Genomic DNA, 17,011 nt, shown 5'->3' with positions numbered 1-17,011 from the left:
TCGCGAAGTCCTCGCCGCTCGGGCGGTGATTCGCGCCCGCTCGGGCGGTGATTCGTGCCCGCTCGGCGGATGAGTGGCGTTTCGGGGGGATCTGGTGACGTTTCGCGGGGATTTAGCGACGTTTCGGGGTGAGGTCGAGGATGGTGCCGTTGACCTCGGCCGCCGGCCGGTCCCACAAGCCCACCAGCGCCTGGGCCACCTCGTCCACGGGCGTGAACCCTGCGAACGTGGCCTTCGGCTTCTTCTCCCGCATCGCCGGCGTGAGCAGCGCCATCACGCGCACGATCGCTGCCGCCCCCGACGGGCCCGCAACCGAGTCCGCCGCGGACGAGCCCGCAACCGACCCCGTGGACGAGACCTCGGACGCCGTCGCCCACGAGCGCGCGAACGAGTCGGCCACCGCGCGCGTCCACGCTTCGGCGGCCGCCTTGGCTGCGGCATACGACGCATTCGTGGCGGTCGGCGACTCGACAGACACCGACGACACGATCGCGAGCCGACCGTCCGGGCTCGCCGCGATCGCATCGTGCAATGCCCGCGAAGCATGCTGCAGGGTGCGAATCAGGCTGTCGTGCAACACATTCCAGTCGGCAAGGTCGGATTCGACGATGCCCTTGCCGCCCTTCCAGCCTCCGACCAGGTGCAGCAAACCGTCGACCCTGCCGTGGTCGGCGACGATCTGACGCCCCCACGCGCGCGTCGCCTCCTCGTCCAGCAGGTCGATGGTGGTGTGCTGCACCCGGCCGGAAGTCTCTCCCGCGGAGCGGTCGGCCGTCACGACCGTCGCCCCGCGCGCGAGCAGCGCGTCGACCACCGACGCACCCAGCGCGCCGCTCGCGCCGGTCACGACCACGACAGCGCCGTCCAGACTCATGCCGCCTCCGAGGTCGCGGTGATGCCGCGCGTCGACTCGATCACCGGCGCGAGCTTCTTGCGCAATGCCTCATAGAACACGTTGAGCGGGAACTCATCCGGCTGCACCAGGTCGACGAGTTGCTTCACGCTCCCGTCGAGCGGCAGCGCGTCCGCCCCGCGCGCCCAGGTCGAGGCGGGGTGCGGCGCGACATACCCGGAAACGAACTTGTATGACGCGAGCCAGTGGCCAACCCGCGAACGGTCAATTCCGTTGCGGTACAAGCGTTCCACCTCTTCGCACAGCCCGACGACGACCTCCGGCAGGCGCCGCCAGTCGAAGGACAGCCGGTTGTCGGTCCACCGCAGCGCATCGTGCTGGTGGAGGTAGGCGAACAGCAACTGGCCACCGAGCCCGTCGTAATTGCGCACCCGGTCGCCAGTGATCGGGAAGCGGAACAGCCGGTCGAACAGGATCGCCAGCTGGACCGACCGCGCATACGGCTGCCCCTCGGCCTCAAGCTTCACCGCCTCGCGGAAGGTCGACAGGTCACACCGCAGCTCTTCGAGGGCGTACATCCAAAACGGCATCCGCTGCTTGATCATGAACGGATCAAACGGCAGATCGCCGTGGCTGTGTGTGCGGTCGTGGATCAGGTCCCACATCGCGAAGGTCGACTGCGCCAGCGACTGCGAGGCGACCAAGCGCTCGGCGTCCGGCGGCAACTGCAGCGACAACAGCGAGGCCGCCTCCGACACCACCCGCCGGAAGCGCGCGCCCTCGCGGTCGCAGAAGATCGCACCCCAGGTGAACTTCGGCACCTCGCGCACCGCAACGGTCTCGGGGAAGAGCACCGCGGAGTTGGTGTCGTAACCGGGCGTGAAGTCCAGGAAGTTCACCGGCAGGAACATCGGGTTGTCGTATGCCGCCTCCACCTGGGCCAGCCAGTCCGGCCAGCTGACCGTGAGCAGGATGGCCTCGAAGACCCGGTCGGGGTTGCCGTTCTGGGTGTACATCGGGAACAGCACCAGGTGCTCGGCGCCGTCGACCCGATGGGTCTCGGGCCGGAAGAGCATCAACGAGTCCAGGAAGTCCGGTATGCCGAAGCCGCCATCCACCCACCGGGCGAAGTCCGCCGGCAGCGTGCCGAGATAGGCCTCGTCATACGGGAAAGAAGGCGCGAGGGCAGCGACCTCGGCGAGGATGCCGTCGACGAGTTGGCGGGCGCGACCGTGGTCGTGCGCGGCGCCGTCGATCGACCCGTCCTTGCTCTGCATCGCGCGCAGCTCGCCGACAAAACCCTTGAGCCGCAACCATTCCGGTCGAGCTGCGGTGGTGCTGCCGTTGCTCGCGACCAGGGCCGCCGGGCGCGTGCCGGACGACGCCCACAGCACCAGGTTGCTCCAGAAGCGAGCGTTGTCGAGCTCGTCGATCGAGTCGTCGCCGATGATGTCGGAGTCGGCGAGCACGACCACTCGTCCTTCACCGAAGGTCGTGGTGACGGCCAGCGCCTCGCCCGCGGGGAACGCGGTGGCCGACGTGCGCGCGAGCACCTGCACCGGGGCGCCGTCGGCGACCTCGATCACGCCGCTGCGGTAGAAGCAGATCTGCTCGACGCCGGCCAGCAGGCCCTGCCCGTGTCCGTCGGCGGTCTCGGCGAGCACCCAGGTCGCATTGCCCTGATGACGCCGGCCGCCGTCGGCGGACTCGTGCACGACGGTGCTGCGGATGCGCAGGCCGAAGTGCGTGAGCAGGTCGTTGACATTGTTGCCGTGGACATCCTGGTCGCAGTCGCCGAGCACGATCAATCCGCCTCCGGCGCGGACGAATTCGACCACGGCGTCGATCTCGGCCGGCGTGAACGCCGCGGGCAGGCTGCCGGTCGCGCGCTCGGAGGCGGCCTCGGCCGGGTGGGCGACGACATAGACATCGGCGTCACCGAGGGAGGTAGTGCTCACCTCGCCGGCATCTCGGGCCGCCACCTCGATGCCGCGCGACCGCAGCGTGGTCGCGGCGCGCTCAAGGCTGGCGTCGTCGGGATTGGCCGGATTCATCCGCGCCGCGCCCGCACGGGTGAGGGACCAAGCGCTGGAGTGCGCCTGCTCGATCAGGACCTTGGGAAAGACGCCCACGATGCCTCCTAGGACGAAACTTCTTCTTGTTGTGACTAGCGTACGCGAAAGCATTTCCTGTCGTCGAGCCCGGTGTGGTGCCCCTCACAAGCCCGTCTAGTCTCGTCCACATGCCGGTCGAGCGCCTCCTGCCCACCTCGGACGCCGAGGACCTCCTCGCGCTCACCCGCGAGATCGCGCGCAAGGAGCTGCTGCCCCGCGTCGACGCGGCCGAGTCATCCGCGACGCCGCCGCGCGATGTCTTCCGCACGCTCGGCCGCGCGGGCCTGCTGTCCCTCCCGTATGCCGAGGAGCTCGGTGGCGGCGGCCAGCCGTACGAGGTCTATCTGCAGGTGGTCGAGGAGATCGCGGCGGTGTGGATGAGCGTGGCGGTCGGCGTCTCGGTCCACTCCCTCACCTGTTATCCGCTGGCGCAGTTCGGCACGGCGGCCCAACAGCAACGCTGGCTGGGCGACATGCTCGGCGGCGACCAACTCGGGGCTTACTGCCTGTCGGAACGTGAGGCCGGGTCGGACATCGCGAGCATGCGCACCCGCGCCACCGAGGCCGACGGCGGCTGGACGATCCGCGGCACCAAGGCCTGGATCTCGCATGCCGCGCACGCCGACTACTACACCTCCTTCGTGCGCACCGACGACACCGCAGGCAAGGGGATCTCCTGCTTCCTGGTGCCCGCCGACGCGCCGGGACTGGGCTTCGGCGGCCCCGAACGCAAGATGGGCCTGGCCGGTGATCCCGTCGCCGAGGTGATCTTCGACGACGTCCCGGTCGACGCCGACCGGATGATCGGCGAACGCGGCCAGGGTATGGCGATTGCGTTGAGCGCCTTGGATGCCGGCCGCCTCGGCATCGCGGCCGCGGCGACCGGCCTCGCCCAGTCGGCGCTCACGGCCGCGACGGCATACGCCAAGGAACGCCAGCAGTTCGGGCGCGTCATCGCCGAGCATCAGGGGCTGGCCTTCATGCTCGCCGACATGGAGGCGGCCACGGCGAGCGCGCGGGCGGCATACCTCTTTGCGGCGCGACTGAAGGACGCCGGGCGACCGTTCGGCAAACAGGCGGCGATTGCCAAGCTGGTCGCCACCGACGCCGCGATGAAGGTGACGACCGACGCGATCCAGGTGCTCGGCGGCGCCGGTTACACCACAGACTTTCCGGTCGAGCGCTACTTCCGCGAGGCCAAGGTGACCCAGATCTTCGAGGGCACCAACCAGATCCAGCGGCTGGTGATCGCGCGCCACCTGCTCAGCGAAAACGCCTGACACTAAAGGAGATTCATCGATGCGTATCGACGCTCGCACGGTCGCCCTCGTGACCGGAGGTGGCTCCGGCCTCGGCGCCGCCACCGCCCGACGACTGCACGCCGACGGCGCCGCGGTGGTGTTGCTCGACCTGCCCAGCTCGCCCGGCGAGCAACTCGCCACCGAACTCGGCGACCAGGCCAAGTTCGTGCCCGCCGACGTGCGCGACGAAGGTCAGGTGTCCGCCGCGATCGCCGCAGCGCAGGAGTTCGGTGACCTGCGCGTCGTCGTCAACTGCGCGGGCGTGGGCACGCCGGGTCGCATCATCGGCAAGCGTGGCGTGCTCGGCCTCGAGGACTACCGCACCGTGATTGAGATCAACCTGATTGGCACCTTCAACGTGCTCCGGCTCGCCGCCGAGGCGATGGTCGGCAACGAGCTGGTCGACGGCGACCGCGGCGTGATCGTGATGACTGCATCGGTTGCGGCCTTCGACGGGCAGATCGGCCAGGCGGCCTACGCGTCGTCCAAGGGAGGCATCGTCGGGCTCACGCTGACGAGCGCACGAGACTTGGCGGACAAGGGAATTCGCGTGATGACGATCGCGCCGGGCACCTTCGAGACGCCGATGATGGCCGGGCTGCCGGGCGAGGTGAAGCAGATCCTGGAGAAGCAGGTGCCGCACCCGTCGCGCCTGGGTGCGCCCGAGGAGTATGCCGCGCTCGTCGCCCACATCGTCGACAACCCGATGCTCAACGGTGAAGTGATCCGGCTGGACGGCGCACTGCGCATGCCGCCGCGCTGACCAGCGCCGCGCCGCGTCCGGCGCCAGCGTCCGCCGCCAGCGTCCGCGTTTGCGAAACACCGTTCGTGCGGATCCGCGGACACACCCGTGGGCGCCGAATCAGCGTCCGCGTTTGCGCAACACCGTTCGTGCAGATCCGCGGACACACCGAAGCCACCGGCGCACACCGCGATGCTCAGCCGGTCGCGCAGTCGCGGTGCCACGACTGGGTGCGATATGTGGTGACCCAGCCCATCGAGGTGTAGAGCCCATCGGCTCCGGTGGGTGAGTCGGCGTCGACCTCCAGCCCCAACCGGTTGCGACCCCGCTCGGCAGCATCGCGAATCACGGTGTGCAGCAACGCTTTTGCTACACCTCGACCCCGCGCGTTGCGATGCACCCCGATGTAGTCGATATAGCTGCCGGGCACACCGTCGGCGTCGGGCGGCAGCACCGAGCCGACCAGCGCGCCGCCGGGCACGGTCTGCCCGTCCACGTCGACCTCGGCGAGCCACCAGTGGTCCCAGCGGTGCCCCGGGTCCTCCCGCAGTCGCTGCACGAACTCGGCAAAGCTCTCGCGATAGGAGTTGAAGTGGTCGGCGAAGCTCTCCTCCAGCACCCGGTGCACGGCCTGCAGGTCAGCGGCCACGGGCGACCCGTCCTCGTGCGTCGCGACCCGGCGGATCGTCACGCCCTCCCTCGGGGGCGCAAACGCCTCGGGTGCCCCGTCCTCGGCCGTGATCGGACGGCTCATCTGCAGCCAGGTCCGCACCAACCGATAACCGTCGGAGGTGAGCCAGCGCTGCTGGCGCGCGTCGTCGGCATACGCACTCGCATCGAGCTGGGTGCTGGGCAGCCCGCGCTCGGCCGCGAGCGCGACGCCCTCGTGAGCGAGCCAGTCGAGCAACGCACCGGCGAGAGCGTCGGCCGACGGCTCGTCGGGAGCGACCACGAGTTCGACGACGACCCGCCCGGCGGCGCGGTCGTGAATCGCGGCGCGCGCGACCAGCCGGCCGGACGGATCGGCGACCACGAGCTGCCGCCTCGTCCACGAGCCGGTGCCGGTCGCCGACGAGGCGACCGCGCGTCGGTCCACGCTCGCCGAACCGTGTGCGAACCGTTGGTATGCCGCCTCCAGCTCGACGAGCGCATCGAGATCCTCAGGCTCGGGCGAGCGGGCGGCATATCCCTGTGGGAGAGCGGGTGAATTGACGAGCACCCGCCCAGTCTTTCAAACGCTCGGTCCATGCCGCGGGCGTTCCAGCCGGGCCTCGTCCTCATCGGAGATGGCACCCGGCGCGGGCGCGTGCGCGAAGACCGGGCCTTCCGTGGCCGAGCGGCCGACGATATTGAACAGATAGTTGAGCAGCACGGCCATGATCGCCGCCGAGGTGATGCCGGAGTCGAAGATCGTCTGGAACCACTCGGGGAAGCGCTGGTAGATCTCCGGCCGCACGATCGGCGCAAGCCCGAAGGCCAGCGACACCGCCACGACGACGATATTGGCGTTGCCGGAGAAGTCGACCTCGCGCAAGGTGCGGATGCCGCTCGCGGTCACCGTGCCGAAGAGCGCCAACCCGGCACCGCCCAGCACCGCGACGGGCACCGCCGCGACGACCGCGCCGAGCACCGGGAAAAGACCGAGCACCACCAGGATGCCGCCACCGAAGGCGACCACGAACCGGCTGCGGATGCCGGTGATCGCGACCAGCCCGACGTTTTGCGCAAATGCGCTGAGCGAGAAGCCGTTGAACACCGCCGCCACCGCCGTCGACAGGGTGTCGGCGCGCACGCCGGCGGTCACCGTCTCGCGATCCGCGGGCTTCTCGCAGACCTCGCCGAGCGCGAGGATGTCGGCCGTCGCCTCGGTCATGACCACCAGCATCACGATGCACATCGAGATCGTCGCGCTGACGTCGAAGGACGGCAGGCCGAAGTGGAAGGGCGTCGGCACCTGGAAGATCTGGGCGTCCTTGATCGCGCCAAAGTTGTTGACTCCGAAGGGAATTGCCACCAGCGTGCCGAGGACCAGGCCGAGCAGGATGGCGATGCGCGACAGGAAGGCCGGCGCGAATCGGTAGATCAGCACGATGATCACCAGGGTGATGCCGGCGAGCGCGAAATTCTTCGGGGCGCCGTAGTCCTTCGCGCCCACCCCGCCGGCCGACCAGTCGACGCCGACCGGGATCAGCGACAGACCGATCATCGTGATCACCGTGCCGGTGACGACCTCGGGGAAGAAGCGCAGCAGCATCGTGAACAGCGGCGCGATCAGGAAGCCGAAGACGCCCGCCACCAGGAAGGCGCCATAGATCACCTGCAACGACCGATGGCCGCCCTGCTGGGTGCCGATGATCGCGAGCATCGTCGACACGGACACGAACGAGGTGCCCTGCACGATCGGCTGCCGCGCACCGATCCGCCAGACGCCGATGGTTTGCAGCAGGGTCGCGATGCCCGCCATGAACAGCGAGGCGGACACCAGGTAGATCGTGTCACCGGTGCTGAGCTTGGCCGCCCCGGCGACGATGAGCGGCACGGCGACCACTCCGGCATACATCGACAGCACGTGCTGCAGGCCGTAGACGAGCGACTGGGGCACCGGCATCGTCTGGTCGACCGGGTGCCGCTTTTCGGTGGTGGTGCTCACAGGGTCGTGCTCCCTCCGGCAGGTCGGGCGCTCTTTCACACCGCGAAACCTGAATTTCGATGTAAGGAAGCCTGCGCCTGTTGTGCGGGCCCGTCAAGAGGTATGCCGAAGCGTGGTCGCCTCCGCGCCCACCTCAGGCCGAGGCGTCGAGCGTGCTCGCGATCGAGGTCGCTGCCGCGCGCAGCACGCGCACCGCCCGCTCGCGCACGACCTCGTCCATCCGCGCGGTCGGAGCCGAGATCGACAGCGCCAACCGCATGGTGGCACTCGGAATCGGCACCGCCACACATTCCACGCCGATCTCCATCTCACCCTGCTCGAAGGCGTAGCCCGTCTCCCGGATGCGCTGCACCTGCCGCAGGAGCTCGTCCGGATCGGTCACGGTCTGGGGCGTGCGGGCCGGCATACCGGCTCGGCGCAATATATTTCGGACCTCATCGTCGGCCAGTTCGGCGAGCAAAACCTTGCCCGCGGCGCGACAGTGCGCGTGCACGTGGCGGCCCAACTCGGTGAACATCCGCATCGCGTGCGGAGACGGCACCTGGCCGACGTAGACGAGCATGTCGCCGTCCAGCGTCGCGAGATTTGCGGTCTCGCCGAGCTGATCCACGATCCGGGTCAGCTGCGGCGCGGCCTGCACGCCGAAGACCTGCTGAGCCGCATTTCCCAGCGGAATCAAGCGGGTTCCGAGGGCATAGCGCTTGTCCGGCAGCTGGCGCAGATAGCCCCGGTCGACCAGCGTGCGGACCAGCCGATGGATGGTCGGCATAGGCAGGCCGGTCGCCCCGCTGATCTCGATGAGGGCGAGTTCGCCGCCTCGCTGCTGCATCGTCTCGAGCACGTCGAGCGCTCGTCCGAGCGACTGCACTCCGCCGCCTCGGCTCGCCTCACTGCCGGCCATCGCACGCCCTCTCCGCCTCGTTGACGGGACTCACTGTAGGCGCGTTCGAGGTTTATGGTCGGTGCCGTGCCGACCTTGCCCGACTTCCTGCCAGGGTTGACCGCGCAGCTCGATGAACAGCTCGCGGCCGCCGATCATGCTCTCGCGCAACGGTATCCGGGTGATCCGGTCACGCGGCAGCCCGTGCACACCGTCTACGTCGCAGCCGATCTGGCCACGGCGGACCTGCCGCGCGTCTGGGGTGAGCAGTCCCTCGACCTGCTCTCGCGGTATGCCGCTTCCCCCGGCCTGCTGGCCGACGCCACCGGGGCGCCGGGGGCGGACATCGAACCGCTCGTCGAGCGGCTGACGGCGACCCTGCGCGACCGGCCGATCCAGGATCTGCGGCTGGACTTCGAGGACGGTTACGGCGTGCGCTCGGACGACGCGGAGGATGCCGCCGTCGACGCGGCGGTCGACGTCTTCGCCGGCCTGGCTCCGCGACCGGACTGGTTGGGCATCCGGTTCAAGAGTTTCGAGGCGCCGACCCGGGCGCGCGGTCTGCGCACGCTCGCCCTCTTCGTCGCGGGAGTATGCCGGTCCGGGCAGGTCCCTGCCGGTCTCACCCTGACGCTGCCCAAGGTGACCTCCGTCGATCAGGTGCGCGCGATGGTCACTGCGTGCGACCGGATCGAGCAATCGCTTGGACTGCCTTCTGGCTCAATCACTTTCGAGGTCCAGGTGGAGACCGCGCAGGCGATCATGGCCGCCGACGGCACCGCGGCGGTCGCCGCCATGATCCACGCCGGAGCCGGGCGGGTGAGCTCGCTGCACTACGGCACCTTCGACTACAGCGCGGGTCTCGGCATCGCGGCGGCATACCAGGCTCCGGACCATCCGGCCGCCGACCATGCGAAGGCGGTCATGCAGGTCGCCGCGGCCCAAACCGGCGTGCGGCTGTCGGACGGGTCGACCAATGTCATCGCCTTCGGTGACCAGGCCCAGGCGCACGCGACCTGGCGACTGCACTACCGACTGGTGGAGCGCTCACTGATCCGTGGCATCTACCAGGGCTGGGACATGCACCCGGGCCACCTGCCGACGCGCTATCTGGCCAACTGGGTGTTCTTCCGGCGCGCGATGCCGTCGGCCTGTGAGCGGCTCAGTGCCTATCTCGACCGCGTCGCCGGTGACGTCATGGACGAACCCGCCACCGCGCGGATGCTGTCGACGGCGCTGCTGCGTGGCGTCCACTGCGGCGCCTTCGACGAAGCCGAGATCATCGCCGCGGGGGGCCGCCGGTGGCGACCCTGGTCGACCTGGTCACCCCCCGATCCGAGGAGCGCTCGTGAGCCCCGACCTGGTCATCCGCGCCGCGTCGGCGCTCATCGACGGCTCAGTGCGGCCGGCGTCGGTCGCGATCACCGATGGTGTCGTGACCGCGATCGGCGATCTCGAGACGCCATATGCCGCAGCCGCCGAGCACCGGCTCGCCGACGACGAGGTGCTGATGCCGGGCATGGTCGACGCGCATGTGCACGTCAATGACCCCGGCCGCAGCGAGTGGGAAGGCTTCGCGACCGCGACGCGTGCGGCGCTCGCCGGTGGCACGACGACCATCGTCGACATGCCGCTCAACAGCCTGCCGCCGACCACGACGGTCGACGCGTTGAACGTGAAGAAGGCTGCGGCACAAGGCAATTGCTATGTCGACGTCGCCTTCTGGGGCGGTGCCGTGCCGGGCAATATCGACGACCTGCGCCCGTTGCACGAGGCAGGGGTCTGTGGTTTCAAATGCTTCCTGGTCGACTCGGGCGTGCCGGAGTTTCCGCCGCTGTCGTCGGCCGAGCTGCGGGACTACCTCGCCCGGCTGGCGGAGTTCGACGCGCTGATGATCGTGCACGCCGAGGACGCTGCGGCGCTCGATGCCGCGCCGCACCAGCCCGGTCCGAGATATGCCGATTTCCTCGCCTCCCGTCCCGACGAGAGTGAGGTCACCGCGATCGCGACGGTGATCGACGCGGTGCGCGCGACCGGGGCGCGGGCCCACATCCTGCACCTGTCAAGCGCGCAGGCGCTGCCCCAACTGCGAGCTGCCAAGGCGGAGGGGCTGCCGATCACGGTCGAGACCTGCCCGCACTATCTGTCCTTCACCGCCGAGACGATCCGCGACGGCTCGACCGCGCACAAATGCTGCCCGCCCATCCGGTCGAGCGCCAACCAGGACGAGCTGTGGGCCGCCCTCGCCGACGGGACCATCGACTCCGTCGTGTCGGATCACTCCCCCTCAACGCTCGACCTCAAGCAGCTCGACTCGGGTGATTTCGCCGCCGCGTGGGGTGGCGTCGCCTCGGTGCAGGTGGCGTTTTCGGCGGTGTGGACCGCGGCCTCGGCGCGCGGTCATTCGCTGGCCGATGTGGCCCGCTGGATGTGCGAACGGCCCGCTCAGATTGCCGGCTTGCGCTCCAAAGGCCTTGTCGCCGTGGGACATTCGGCCGACCTAACCGCCTTCGCGCCGTCGCGGTCGTGGACGGTGGACGCCGCAGCGCTGGAGCACCGCAACCCGCTGACGGCATACCAGGGCATGAGCTTGCAGGGTGTCGTGACGGGCGCCTGGCTGCGCGGTATGCCGGTCTCGGCGCGCGACGCCTTCGGCGAGCCCGCCACGCCGCGAGGCCGGTTCCTCACCCGCGGCGTCGACTGAGGATCGCACCGGCATACGATCCGGTGGTGCTCGACGTTGCGCTCACCGGGATGCTCACCGGTCTCGGTCTGATCGTTGCGATCGGCGCGCAGAATGCCTACGTGCTGCGGCAGGGCATCGCCCGCCAGCACATCGGCACCGTCGTGGCGATCTGTGCACTGTCGGACGCCCTGCTGATCGTGCTCGGCGTCGCGGGTGTCGGCGCGCTGATCGCCGACCACCCGACCGCGTTGACGGTGTGCAAGTGGCTGGGCGCGGCCTATCTGGTGTGGTTCGCGATCAAGTCGTTCCGCGCCGCTCGCCATCCGCAGGCGTTGCGCGAGTCGGCCGCCCCGGCGAGAGGTGGCGTCATCCTCACCACGCTCGCCCTCACCTATCTCAACCCGCATGTCTACCTCGACACGGTCCTGATGCTCGGCAATATCGCCAACCAGCACGGCGCCGTCGGCCGCTGGTGGTTCGCCGGCGGCGCGGCGTTCGGCAGCCTGGTGTGGTTCAGCGGGCTCGGCTTCGGTGCGCGCGGTCTCGCGCCGCTCATGCATCGGCCCTCGACCTGGCGAGTCCTCGACATCCTGATCGGCTGCACGATGCTGCTCGTCGCCGTCCTACTGCTGCGTTCCTGACCCCGCGCAGAACCTTTCCCCTGTCCGTAGCCGGCATACGCTCACGAGCATGGCTGGCATCCGTGGACTGACCCATTGGCTCGGCATCGCCCTGTCGGCACGCGATCCGCAGAAGCTCGCGGAGTTCTATCGCGACCTGCTGGGTTATCCGATCAGCTCCAGTGACCCGGAGTGGGTGACGATGCAGATCGGCGACAGCCGCTCCAACCTGGCCTTCATGTTGGACGAGCAGCACGAGCCACCGGTGTGGCCAAGTGAGGGCGGGGCGCCGTCGATGCAGCTGCACCTGGACGTCGGCGTCACCGACCTGGAGGGCTCGGTCGCCGACGCGATCGCGCTCGGCGCGCGGCAGGCGGCATACCAACCTCAAGAGGACGTCCGGGTGATGCTCGACCCGGAAGGGCACCCGTTCTGTCTGTACCTCGACACTGAGTGAGTACCATCGAGCGGCCCCTTCCCGGGGCTGCGCCGGTGTAGCTCAGTTGGTAGAGCGCCTCTCTTGTAAAGAGGATGTCGCGGGTTCGACTCCTGTCACCGGCTCCCACCACATCCGTCGTAGAGGAATCCGGCGGCTGTAGCGACCGCCGCTCAGCGCGTCCGTGCCGAGAGCATCGCGGCCACCGTCGCCCGCACGCGCGCCGTTCGCGCGGCGGCGGGTTCGGCGTCGAGCTTGCCGTCGAGGTGCAGGAACGCCAGCCCGTGCACCAGCGCCCACATGCCGGTCGCCACCGCCGCCGGATCGTCGGTGCGCATCGCCCGCTCGACAACGGCCGCCAGAAAGGCGTGGATCGCCGCGACCGCCGCGACCCGGTCCGGGCTGGTGCGATCGCAGCCTTCGGCAAACATCACCCGAAACAATCCCGGCCGCGCGAGAGCGAAATCGACATACGCCACCGCCAGATCGGCCAAGTCATCGGCGGTCTTCGGCTCGGGCTGCCGCGCCGTGAGGTCGGCCAGGAGCTCGCGATAGCCGACCGCGGCGATCGCGGACAACAACGCCATCCGGTCCGGGAAGTGGCGGTATGGCGCCGCCGGCGAGACCTTCGCCCGCCGCGCCACGGCCCGCAACGACAGCTCGGCGCCGCCGTCTTCGGCGAGCATCTCCATCGCCGTGCGCACCAAGGTCGCCGGCAGGTCCCCATGGTGATAGCCGCGCTCTGCCATAGAGCGCAGCATAGCCCGCAATGTTGACGACACTCACATCCGCACAGCGCGAGCGTTGTGGAGCGCAAACGTCCGCAACTCGGCATACCGTCGCTTCATCGCAACGGGAGGAGCGGCGATGGCCGACTACACGATCGAGGCACTGAGCCCCGCGACCTGGGACGCCTACGCGCGGATGATGGAGCGGCACAACGGGGTGTTCGGCGGCTGCTGGTGCACCTTCTTTCACACCATGGCCGATGAGAAGACCTACGACGCCGACAAGAACCGCGCGCTCAAAAAGCGCTTGGTGACTGCAGATCGCGCACATGCCGCACTCGTGTTCGACGGCGAGGAGGCGATCGCGTGGGCGCAGTTCGGCAGCCCCGACGAGCTGCCGAATATCTACCACCGCAAGCAGTATCTCGAGGAGGCCGACCGCATCCCCGACTACCGGATCACCTGCATCTTCGTGGACAAGAAGCATCGCCGATCGGGCGTCAGCGCCCTCGCCCTGCAGGGCGCGCTCGACCTGATCAGGCAGGCGGGTGGCGGCGTTGTCGAGGGCTACCCCCACGACACGAGCGACGGCCGCCGCAAGTCCGTGCTGTATGACGGCACGCGCGCCCTCTACGAGCGCGCGGGCTTCACCTACATCCGACCCAAGGGCACCGGCAACTGCGTCATGCGCATCGAGGTATGACGCGAATTCACAACAGCGACAAGCGAACTCGCCGATCTGGGTTGTCGACGTTGAGGTCGACCAGGCAGATGCTCTGCCAAGTGCCGAGCGTCAATTGGCCGTCGATCACCGGCACCGTCGCATAGGGCGGGATGAGCGCGGGCATGACGTGCGACCGGCCGTGCCCACGGCTGCCGTGCTGGTGGATCCACCGGTTGTCCGCCGGCAACAGGTCGCGCAGCGCGGCGAGCAGGTCGTGATCCGACCCGGCGCCGGTTTCGAGGATCGCGATGCCGGCCGTCGCGTGCGGCACGAAGACGTGCAGCAGCCCATCGTGATCGGCGGATCGGGCGAAGTCGGCGCACTCCCGAGTCAGGTCGTGCACCACCTCGCGAGCACCGGTGTGGACCGAGATCTCGTGCGAACGCATGGCGCCACCGTAACGAGCAGGTGAGCACCCGCCATACACCCGCCGGGCCGGAGGCGGGACACCGGCCCCTTCCCGACGAGCGACACGCCGAACACAACATCTAGTGGACAACCACCGAGATGCATCCCATATAGTCGTGCTCGCTGGTCCGGCCGCATCGTCCCGATGTGGCTGGGGCAAGAGGGAACCCGGTGCGAATCCGGGACTGCCCCGCAGCGGTGAGCGGAAACGAAAGCCGTCATACGCACTGGACGAACAGTCTGGGAAGCGACGGCCGGTAGGCGCGCGACCCCACAAGGTCGCATCGTCCGCGAGTCCGAAGACCTGCCAGCAGCCGCGCACGACCGTGCGCGGTGTGGTCGTGGCCTCGAGGGTTGGGTCGCACGACGAGCAGTGGCGTCGCGCTGTCGGCGCCACCCCGTCGCTTTCCCTCGAACGCTTCCGGCCACTCGGATCGCTCGCGAGGAGAGAGCAGATGAGTCTGGAGATCACCGAACCCACCGAGGTCGGCGAAACCACCCCCGAACGCCGCACCACCATGCAGGTGCGCAAGCGCAATGGCGACGCCGAACCGGTCGATGTCATGAAGATCGTCCGGGCCGTCGACCGGTGGTGTGAGGACCTGCCCGAGGTCGACCCGATGACGATCGCGACCCGCACCATCAGCGGGCTGTATGACGGCGCCACCACCGCCGAGCTCGACCGGCTGTCCATCCAGACCGCCGCGGAGATGACCGGCGTCGAGCCGGAATATTCCAAGCTCGCCGCCCGGCTGCTCGCGGCCTATATCGACAAGGAAGTGCGCGGCCAGCAGATCGCCTCCTTCTCCCAGGCCATGCGCCTGGCTCATCTGGAAGGCCTGCTCGGCGATGACACCGCCGCCTTCGTCGAGGCCAACGCCCGCAAGCTCGACCACGCCGTCGACCACGACCGCGACCAGCTGTTCGAATACTTCGGCCTGCGCACCGTCTACGACCGCTACCTGCTGCGGCACCCGCAGACCCGCGCCACCATCGAGCGGCCGCAGTACTGGCTGATGCGCGTCGCGTGCGGCCTCGCGCACACCGCGCGCGAAGCGGTGGAGTTCTACCGCCTGATGTCCAGCCTGGCCTATCTGCCGTCCTCGCCGACGCTGTTCAACTCCGGCACCCGGCATACCCAGATGAGCTCCTGCTATCTCGTCGACTCGCCACAGGACCAGCTCGACTCGATCTACGACCGCTACGCCCAGGTCGCGAAACTGTCGAAATTCGCTGGTGGCATTGGGATTTCGTGGTCGCGCGTCCGCTCCCGCGGCGCGCTGATCCGCGGCACCAACGGCTACTCCAACGGCATCGTCCCGTGGTTGCGCACCCTCGACTCCTCGGTCGCGGCCGTCAACCAGGGTGGTCGCCGCAAGGGCGCCGCCTGCGTCTACCTCGAGCCGTGGCATCCCGACATCGAGGAATTCCTCGAGCTGCGCGATAACACCGGCGAGGACGCCCGCCGCACCCACAACCTGAACCTGGCCAACTGGATCCCGGACGAGTTCATGCGCCGGGTCGAGGCGGACGAGCCGTGGAGCCTGATCGACCCGGACGCCGCGCCGCATCTGCCGGACCTGTGGGGTGAGGAGTTCACCCGCGCGTATGCCGCAGCCGAGCGCGACGGCCTGGCCGTGCGCCAGGTCAGTGCCCGTGAGCTCTACGGCCGGATGATGCGCACGCTCGCCCAGACCGGCAACGGCTGGATGACCTTCAAGGACGCCTGCAATCGCACCGCCAACCAGACGCTGCGCGCCGGCAATGTGGTGCACCTGTCCAACCTGTGCACCGAGATCGTCGAGGTGAGCAGTGACGCCGAGACCGCCGTGTGCAACCTCGGCTCGGTCAACCTCGCCCGGCACGTCGCCGGTGACGGTATGGACTGGGACAAGCTGCGCGCGACCGTGCGGATGGCCGTCACCTATCTCGACCGAGTCATCGACATCAACTACTACCCGAGCGTCGAGGCGGCCCGCAGCAACCCGAAGTGGCGACCGGTCGGCCTGGGTGTCATGGGCCTGCAGGACGTCTTCTTCGCGCTGCGGTTGCCCTTCGACTCCGCCGAGGCCAAGGAGTTGTCCACGCGGATCGCCGAGGAGATCTACCTGACAGCGCTCGAGCGCTCGGCCGAGCTTGCCGAAGCAGTCGGCGCGCACCCGGCATACGCCGACACGCGGGCTGCGCAGGGTGACCTGCAGCCCGACCTGTGGGGCGTCACTCCGACGCAGACCGAACGCTGGGATGCGTTGCGCGCCAACGTTTCTCGGCACGGACTGCGCAACTCGCTGCTCATTGCGATCGCCCCGACGGCGACCATCGCCTCGATCGCGGGGTGCTATGAGTGCATCGAGCCGCAGGTGAGCAATCTGTTCAAGCGCGAGACGCTCTCGGGCGAGTTCCTGCAGATCAACCTCGCGCTCGTGCGCGAGCTGAAAAGCCTTGGCCTGTGGTCGCCCGAGGTCCGCGAGGCGATCAAGCGCGGTGACGGCTCGGTGCAGCACATCGCCAACCTGCCGGAGGAGACGCGCATCCTCTTCCGCACCGCGTGGGAGTTGCCACAACGCGCGCTGATCGATCTCGCCGCCGCCCGGCAGCCGTATGTCGACCAGAGCCAGTCGCTCAACCTCTTCCTGTCGGCGCCGACCATCGGCAAGTTGTCCTCGATGTACCTCTACGCGTGGAAGGCCGGGCTGAAGACCACCTACTACCTGCGCTCGCGCCCCGCTACGCGCATCCAGCAGGCCACCGTCGCGGTCGAGCGGCCCGCGGCACCCACGGTCACCGACGACGAGGCCATCGCCTGCTCGCTGGAGAACCCGGAGTCCTGCGAGGCCTGCCAGTGACAGACACCACGAATCCCATTGAG

Annotated in this window: 15 protein-coding genes, 1 tRNA gene, 1 pseudogene and 1 riboswitch; of the genes and pseudogenes, 9 read left to right on the top strand and 8 right to left on the bottom strand. The window is 68.8% G+C overall.

Annotation, left to right across the window (positions count from 1 at the left end; genetic code table 11):
- Positions 1-112 precede the first annotated feature (112 nt).
- Both G9U51_RS07225 and G9U51_RS17795 read right to left on the bottom strand, forming a co-directional pair.
- A complete protein-coding gene (locus G9U51_RS07225) occupies positions 113-874 on the bottom strand; it encodes an SDR family NAD(P)-dependent oxidoreductase (protein WP_166195327.1) in 762 nt (253 codons plus the stop codon).
- Positions 871-2,985 carry a DUF6421 family protein gene (locus G9U51_RS17795; protein ID WP_166195324.1) on the bottom strand — a complete coding sequence of 705 codons (2,115 nt, stop codon included), beginning with the start codon at positions 2,983-2,985 and terminating at the stop codon, positions 871-873. The genes G9U51_RS07225 and G9U51_RS17795 overlap by 4 nt, the downstream gene beginning before the upstream one ends.
- A 110-nt stretch (positions 2,986-3,095) precedes the next feature.
- Between G9U51_RS17795 and G9U51_RS07215 the strand changes: the two genes are divergently transcribed.
- Together G9U51_RS07215 and G9U51_RS07210 are read left to right on the top strand one after the other, a co-directional pair.
- Entirely contained in the window at positions 3,096-4,247 is a 1,152-nt protein-coding gene (locus tag G9U51_RS07215; RefSeq protein ID WP_166195321.1) for an acyl-CoA dehydrogenase family protein, read from the top strand.
- Positions 4,248-4,266: 19 nt separating this feature from the next.
- On the top strand, positions 4,267-5,031 hold the full coding sequence (locus G9U51_RS07210; protein ID WP_166195318.1) for a 3-hydroxyacyl-CoA dehydrogenase: 765 nt from the start codon (positions 4,267-4,269) through the stop codon (positions 5,029-5,031).
- A 175-nt stretch (positions 5,032-5,206) separates the two neighbouring features.
- Here G9U51_RS07210 and G9U51_RS07205 read toward each other — a convergent pair whose 3' ends face one another.
- The 4 genes from G9U51_RS07205 to G9U51_RS17345 all read right to left on the bottom strand — a co-directional run bounded on the left by G9U51_RS07205 (position 5,207) and on the right by G9U51_RS17345 (position 8,750).
- Positions 5,207-6,229, bottom strand: a complete 1,023-nt coding sequence (locus G9U51_RS07205; RefSeq protein WP_166195315.1) for a GNAT family N-acetyltransferase — start codon at positions 6,227-6,229, stop codon at positions 5,207-5,209.
- 12 nt (positions 6,230-6,241) lie between these two features.
- A complete protein-coding gene (locus tag G9U51_RS07200; protein ID WP_328823363.1) occupies positions 6,242-7,660 on the bottom strand; it encodes a nucleobase:cation symporter-2 family protein in 1,419 nt (472 codons plus the stop codon).
- Positions 7,661-7,793: 133 nt separating this feature from the next.
- Complete coding sequence (locus G9U51_RS07195) at positions 7,794-8,561, bottom strand: IclR family transcriptional regulator (protein ID WP_166195311.1); 768 nt, start codon at positions 8,559-8,561, stop codon at positions 7,794-7,796.
- A gap of 30 nt (positions 8,562-8,591) precedes the next feature.
- On the bottom strand, positions 8,592-8,750 hold the full coding sequence (locus G9U51_RS17345) for a hypothetical protein (protein ID WP_235945660.1): 159 nt from the start codon (positions 8,748-8,750) through the stop codon (positions 8,592-8,594).
- Between G9U51_RS17345 and G9U51_RS17790 the strand changes: the two are divergent.
- The 5 genes and pseudogenes from G9U51_RS17790 to G9U51_RS07170 all read left to right on the top strand — a co-directional run.
- Positions 8,742-9,776: pseudogene (locus G9U51_RS17790) on the top strand (DUF6986 family protein); the annotation flags it as partial. The gene G9U51_RS17345 and the pseudogene G9U51_RS17790 sit on opposite strands and share 9 nt — an antisense overlap.
- 97 nt (positions 9,777-9,873) lie before the next feature.
- Positions 9,874-11,244 carry an allantoinase AllB gene (allB, locus tag G9U51_RS07185; RefSeq protein ID WP_407941428.1) on the top strand — a complete coding sequence of 457 codons (1,371 nt, stop codon included), beginning with the start codon at positions 9,874-9,876 and terminating at the stop codon, positions 11,242-11,244.
- A gap of 50 nt (positions 11,245-11,294) precedes the next feature.
- Positions 11,295-11,867, top strand: coding sequence for a LysE/ArgO family amino acid transporter (locus G9U51_RS07180; protein WP_166195697.1), 573 nt, complete (start codon positions 11,295-11,297; stop codon positions 11,865-11,867).
- Positions 11,868-11,916: 49 nt separating this feature from the next.
- On the top strand, positions 11,917-12,303 hold the full coding sequence (locus G9U51_RS07175; RefSeq protein WP_166195305.1) for a VOC family protein: 387 nt from the start codon (positions 11,917-11,919) through the stop codon (positions 12,301-12,303).
- 31 nt (positions 12,304-12,334) lie between these two features.
- Positions 12,335-12,407, top strand: a tRNA-Thr gene (locus tag G9U51_RS07170).
- A 48-nt stretch (positions 12,408-12,455) separates the two neighbouring features.
- Here G9U51_RS07170 and G9U51_RS07165 read toward each other — a convergent pair.
- Positions 12,456-13,031 (bottom strand): TetR/AcrR family transcriptional regulator, encoded by a 576-nt coding sequence (locus G9U51_RS07165; protein WP_166195302.1) that lies wholly within the window; start codon positions 13,029-13,031, stop codon positions 12,456-12,458.
- A gap of 118 nt (positions 13,032-13,149) precedes the next feature.
- On the opposite strand from G9U51_RS07165, the gene G9U51_RS07160 reads away from it, so the two are divergent.
- Complete coding sequence (locus tag G9U51_RS07160) at positions 13,150-13,713, top strand: GNAT family N-acetyltransferase (protein WP_166195299.1); 564 nt, start codon at positions 13,150-13,152, stop codon at positions 13,711-13,713.
- A gap of 7 nt (positions 13,714-13,720) precedes the next feature.
- On the opposite strand, the gene G9U51_RS07155 is transcribed toward G9U51_RS07160, so the two are convergent.
- On the bottom strand, positions 13,721-14,122 hold the full coding sequence (locus G9U51_RS07155) for a secondary thiamine-phosphate synthase enzyme YjbQ (RefSeq protein WP_166195295.1): 402 nt from the start codon (positions 14,120-14,122) through the stop codon (positions 13,721-13,723).
- A gap of 127 nt (positions 14,123-14,249) precedes the next feature.
- Positions 14,250-14,468: riboswitch (cobalamin riboswitch) on the top strand.
- Positions 14,469-14,597: 129 nt separating this feature from the next.
- Between G9U51_RS07155 and G9U51_RS07150 the strand changes: the two genes are divergently transcribed.
- Positions 14,598-16,988, top strand: coding sequence for a ribonucleoside-diphosphate reductase subunit alpha (locus tag G9U51_RS07150; protein WP_166195292.1), 2,391 nt, complete (start codon positions 14,598-14,600; stop codon positions 16,986-16,988).
- Positions 16,989-17,011: the final 23 nt, after the last annotated feature.

The sequence above is a fragment of the Metallococcus carri genome, assembly GCF_011440275.1.
Taxonomy (GTDB): Bacteria; Actinomycetota; Actinomycetes; order Actinomycetales; family Dermatophilaceae; genus Metallococcus; species Metallococcus carri.
The sequence above is the reverse complement of the archived record's forward strand: the minus strand, read 5'-3'. Positions and strand labels throughout refer to the sequence as shown.

Coding starts and splice junctions, on each gene's coding strand:
- G9U51_RS07225 (WP_166195327.1), bottom strand. CDS start 874: ATGAGTCTGGACGGCGCTGTCGTGGTCGTGACCGGCGCGAGCGGCGCG.
- G9U51_RS07215 (WP_166195321.1), top strand. CDS start 3,096: ATGCCGGTCGAGCGCCTCCTGCCCACCTCGGACGCCGAGGACCTCCTC.
- G9U51_RS07210 (WP_166195318.1), top strand. CDS start 4,267: ATGCGTATCGACGCTCGCACGGTCGCCCTCGTGACCGGAGGTGGCTCC.
- G9U51_RS07195 (WP_166195311.1), bottom strand. CDS start 8,561: ATGGCCGGCAGTGAGGCGAGCCGAGGCGGCGGAGTGCAGTCGCTCGGA.
- G9U51_RS07180 (WP_166195697.1), top strand. CDS start 11,295: ATGCTCACCGGTCTCGGTCTGATCGTTGCGATCGGCGCGCAGAATGCC.
- G9U51_RS07175 (WP_166195305.1), top strand. CDS start 11,917: ATGGCTGGCATCCGTGGACTGACCCATTGGCTCGGCATCGCCCTGTCG.
- G9U51_RS07165 (WP_166195302.1), bottom strand. CDS start 13,031: ATGGCAGAGCGCGGCTATCACCATGGGGACCTGCCGGCGACCTTGGTG.
- G9U51_RS07160 (WP_166195299.1), top strand. CDS start 13,150: ATGGCCGACTACACGATCGAGGCACTGAGCCCCGCGACCTGGGACGCC.
- G9U51_RS07155 (WP_166195295.1), bottom strand. CDS start 14,122: ATGCGTTCGCACGAGATCTCGGTCCACACCGGTGCTCGCGAGGTGGTG.
- G9U51_RS07150 (WP_166195292.1), top strand. CDS start 14,598: ATGAGTCTGGAGATCACCGAACCCACCGAGGTCGGCGAAACCACCCCC.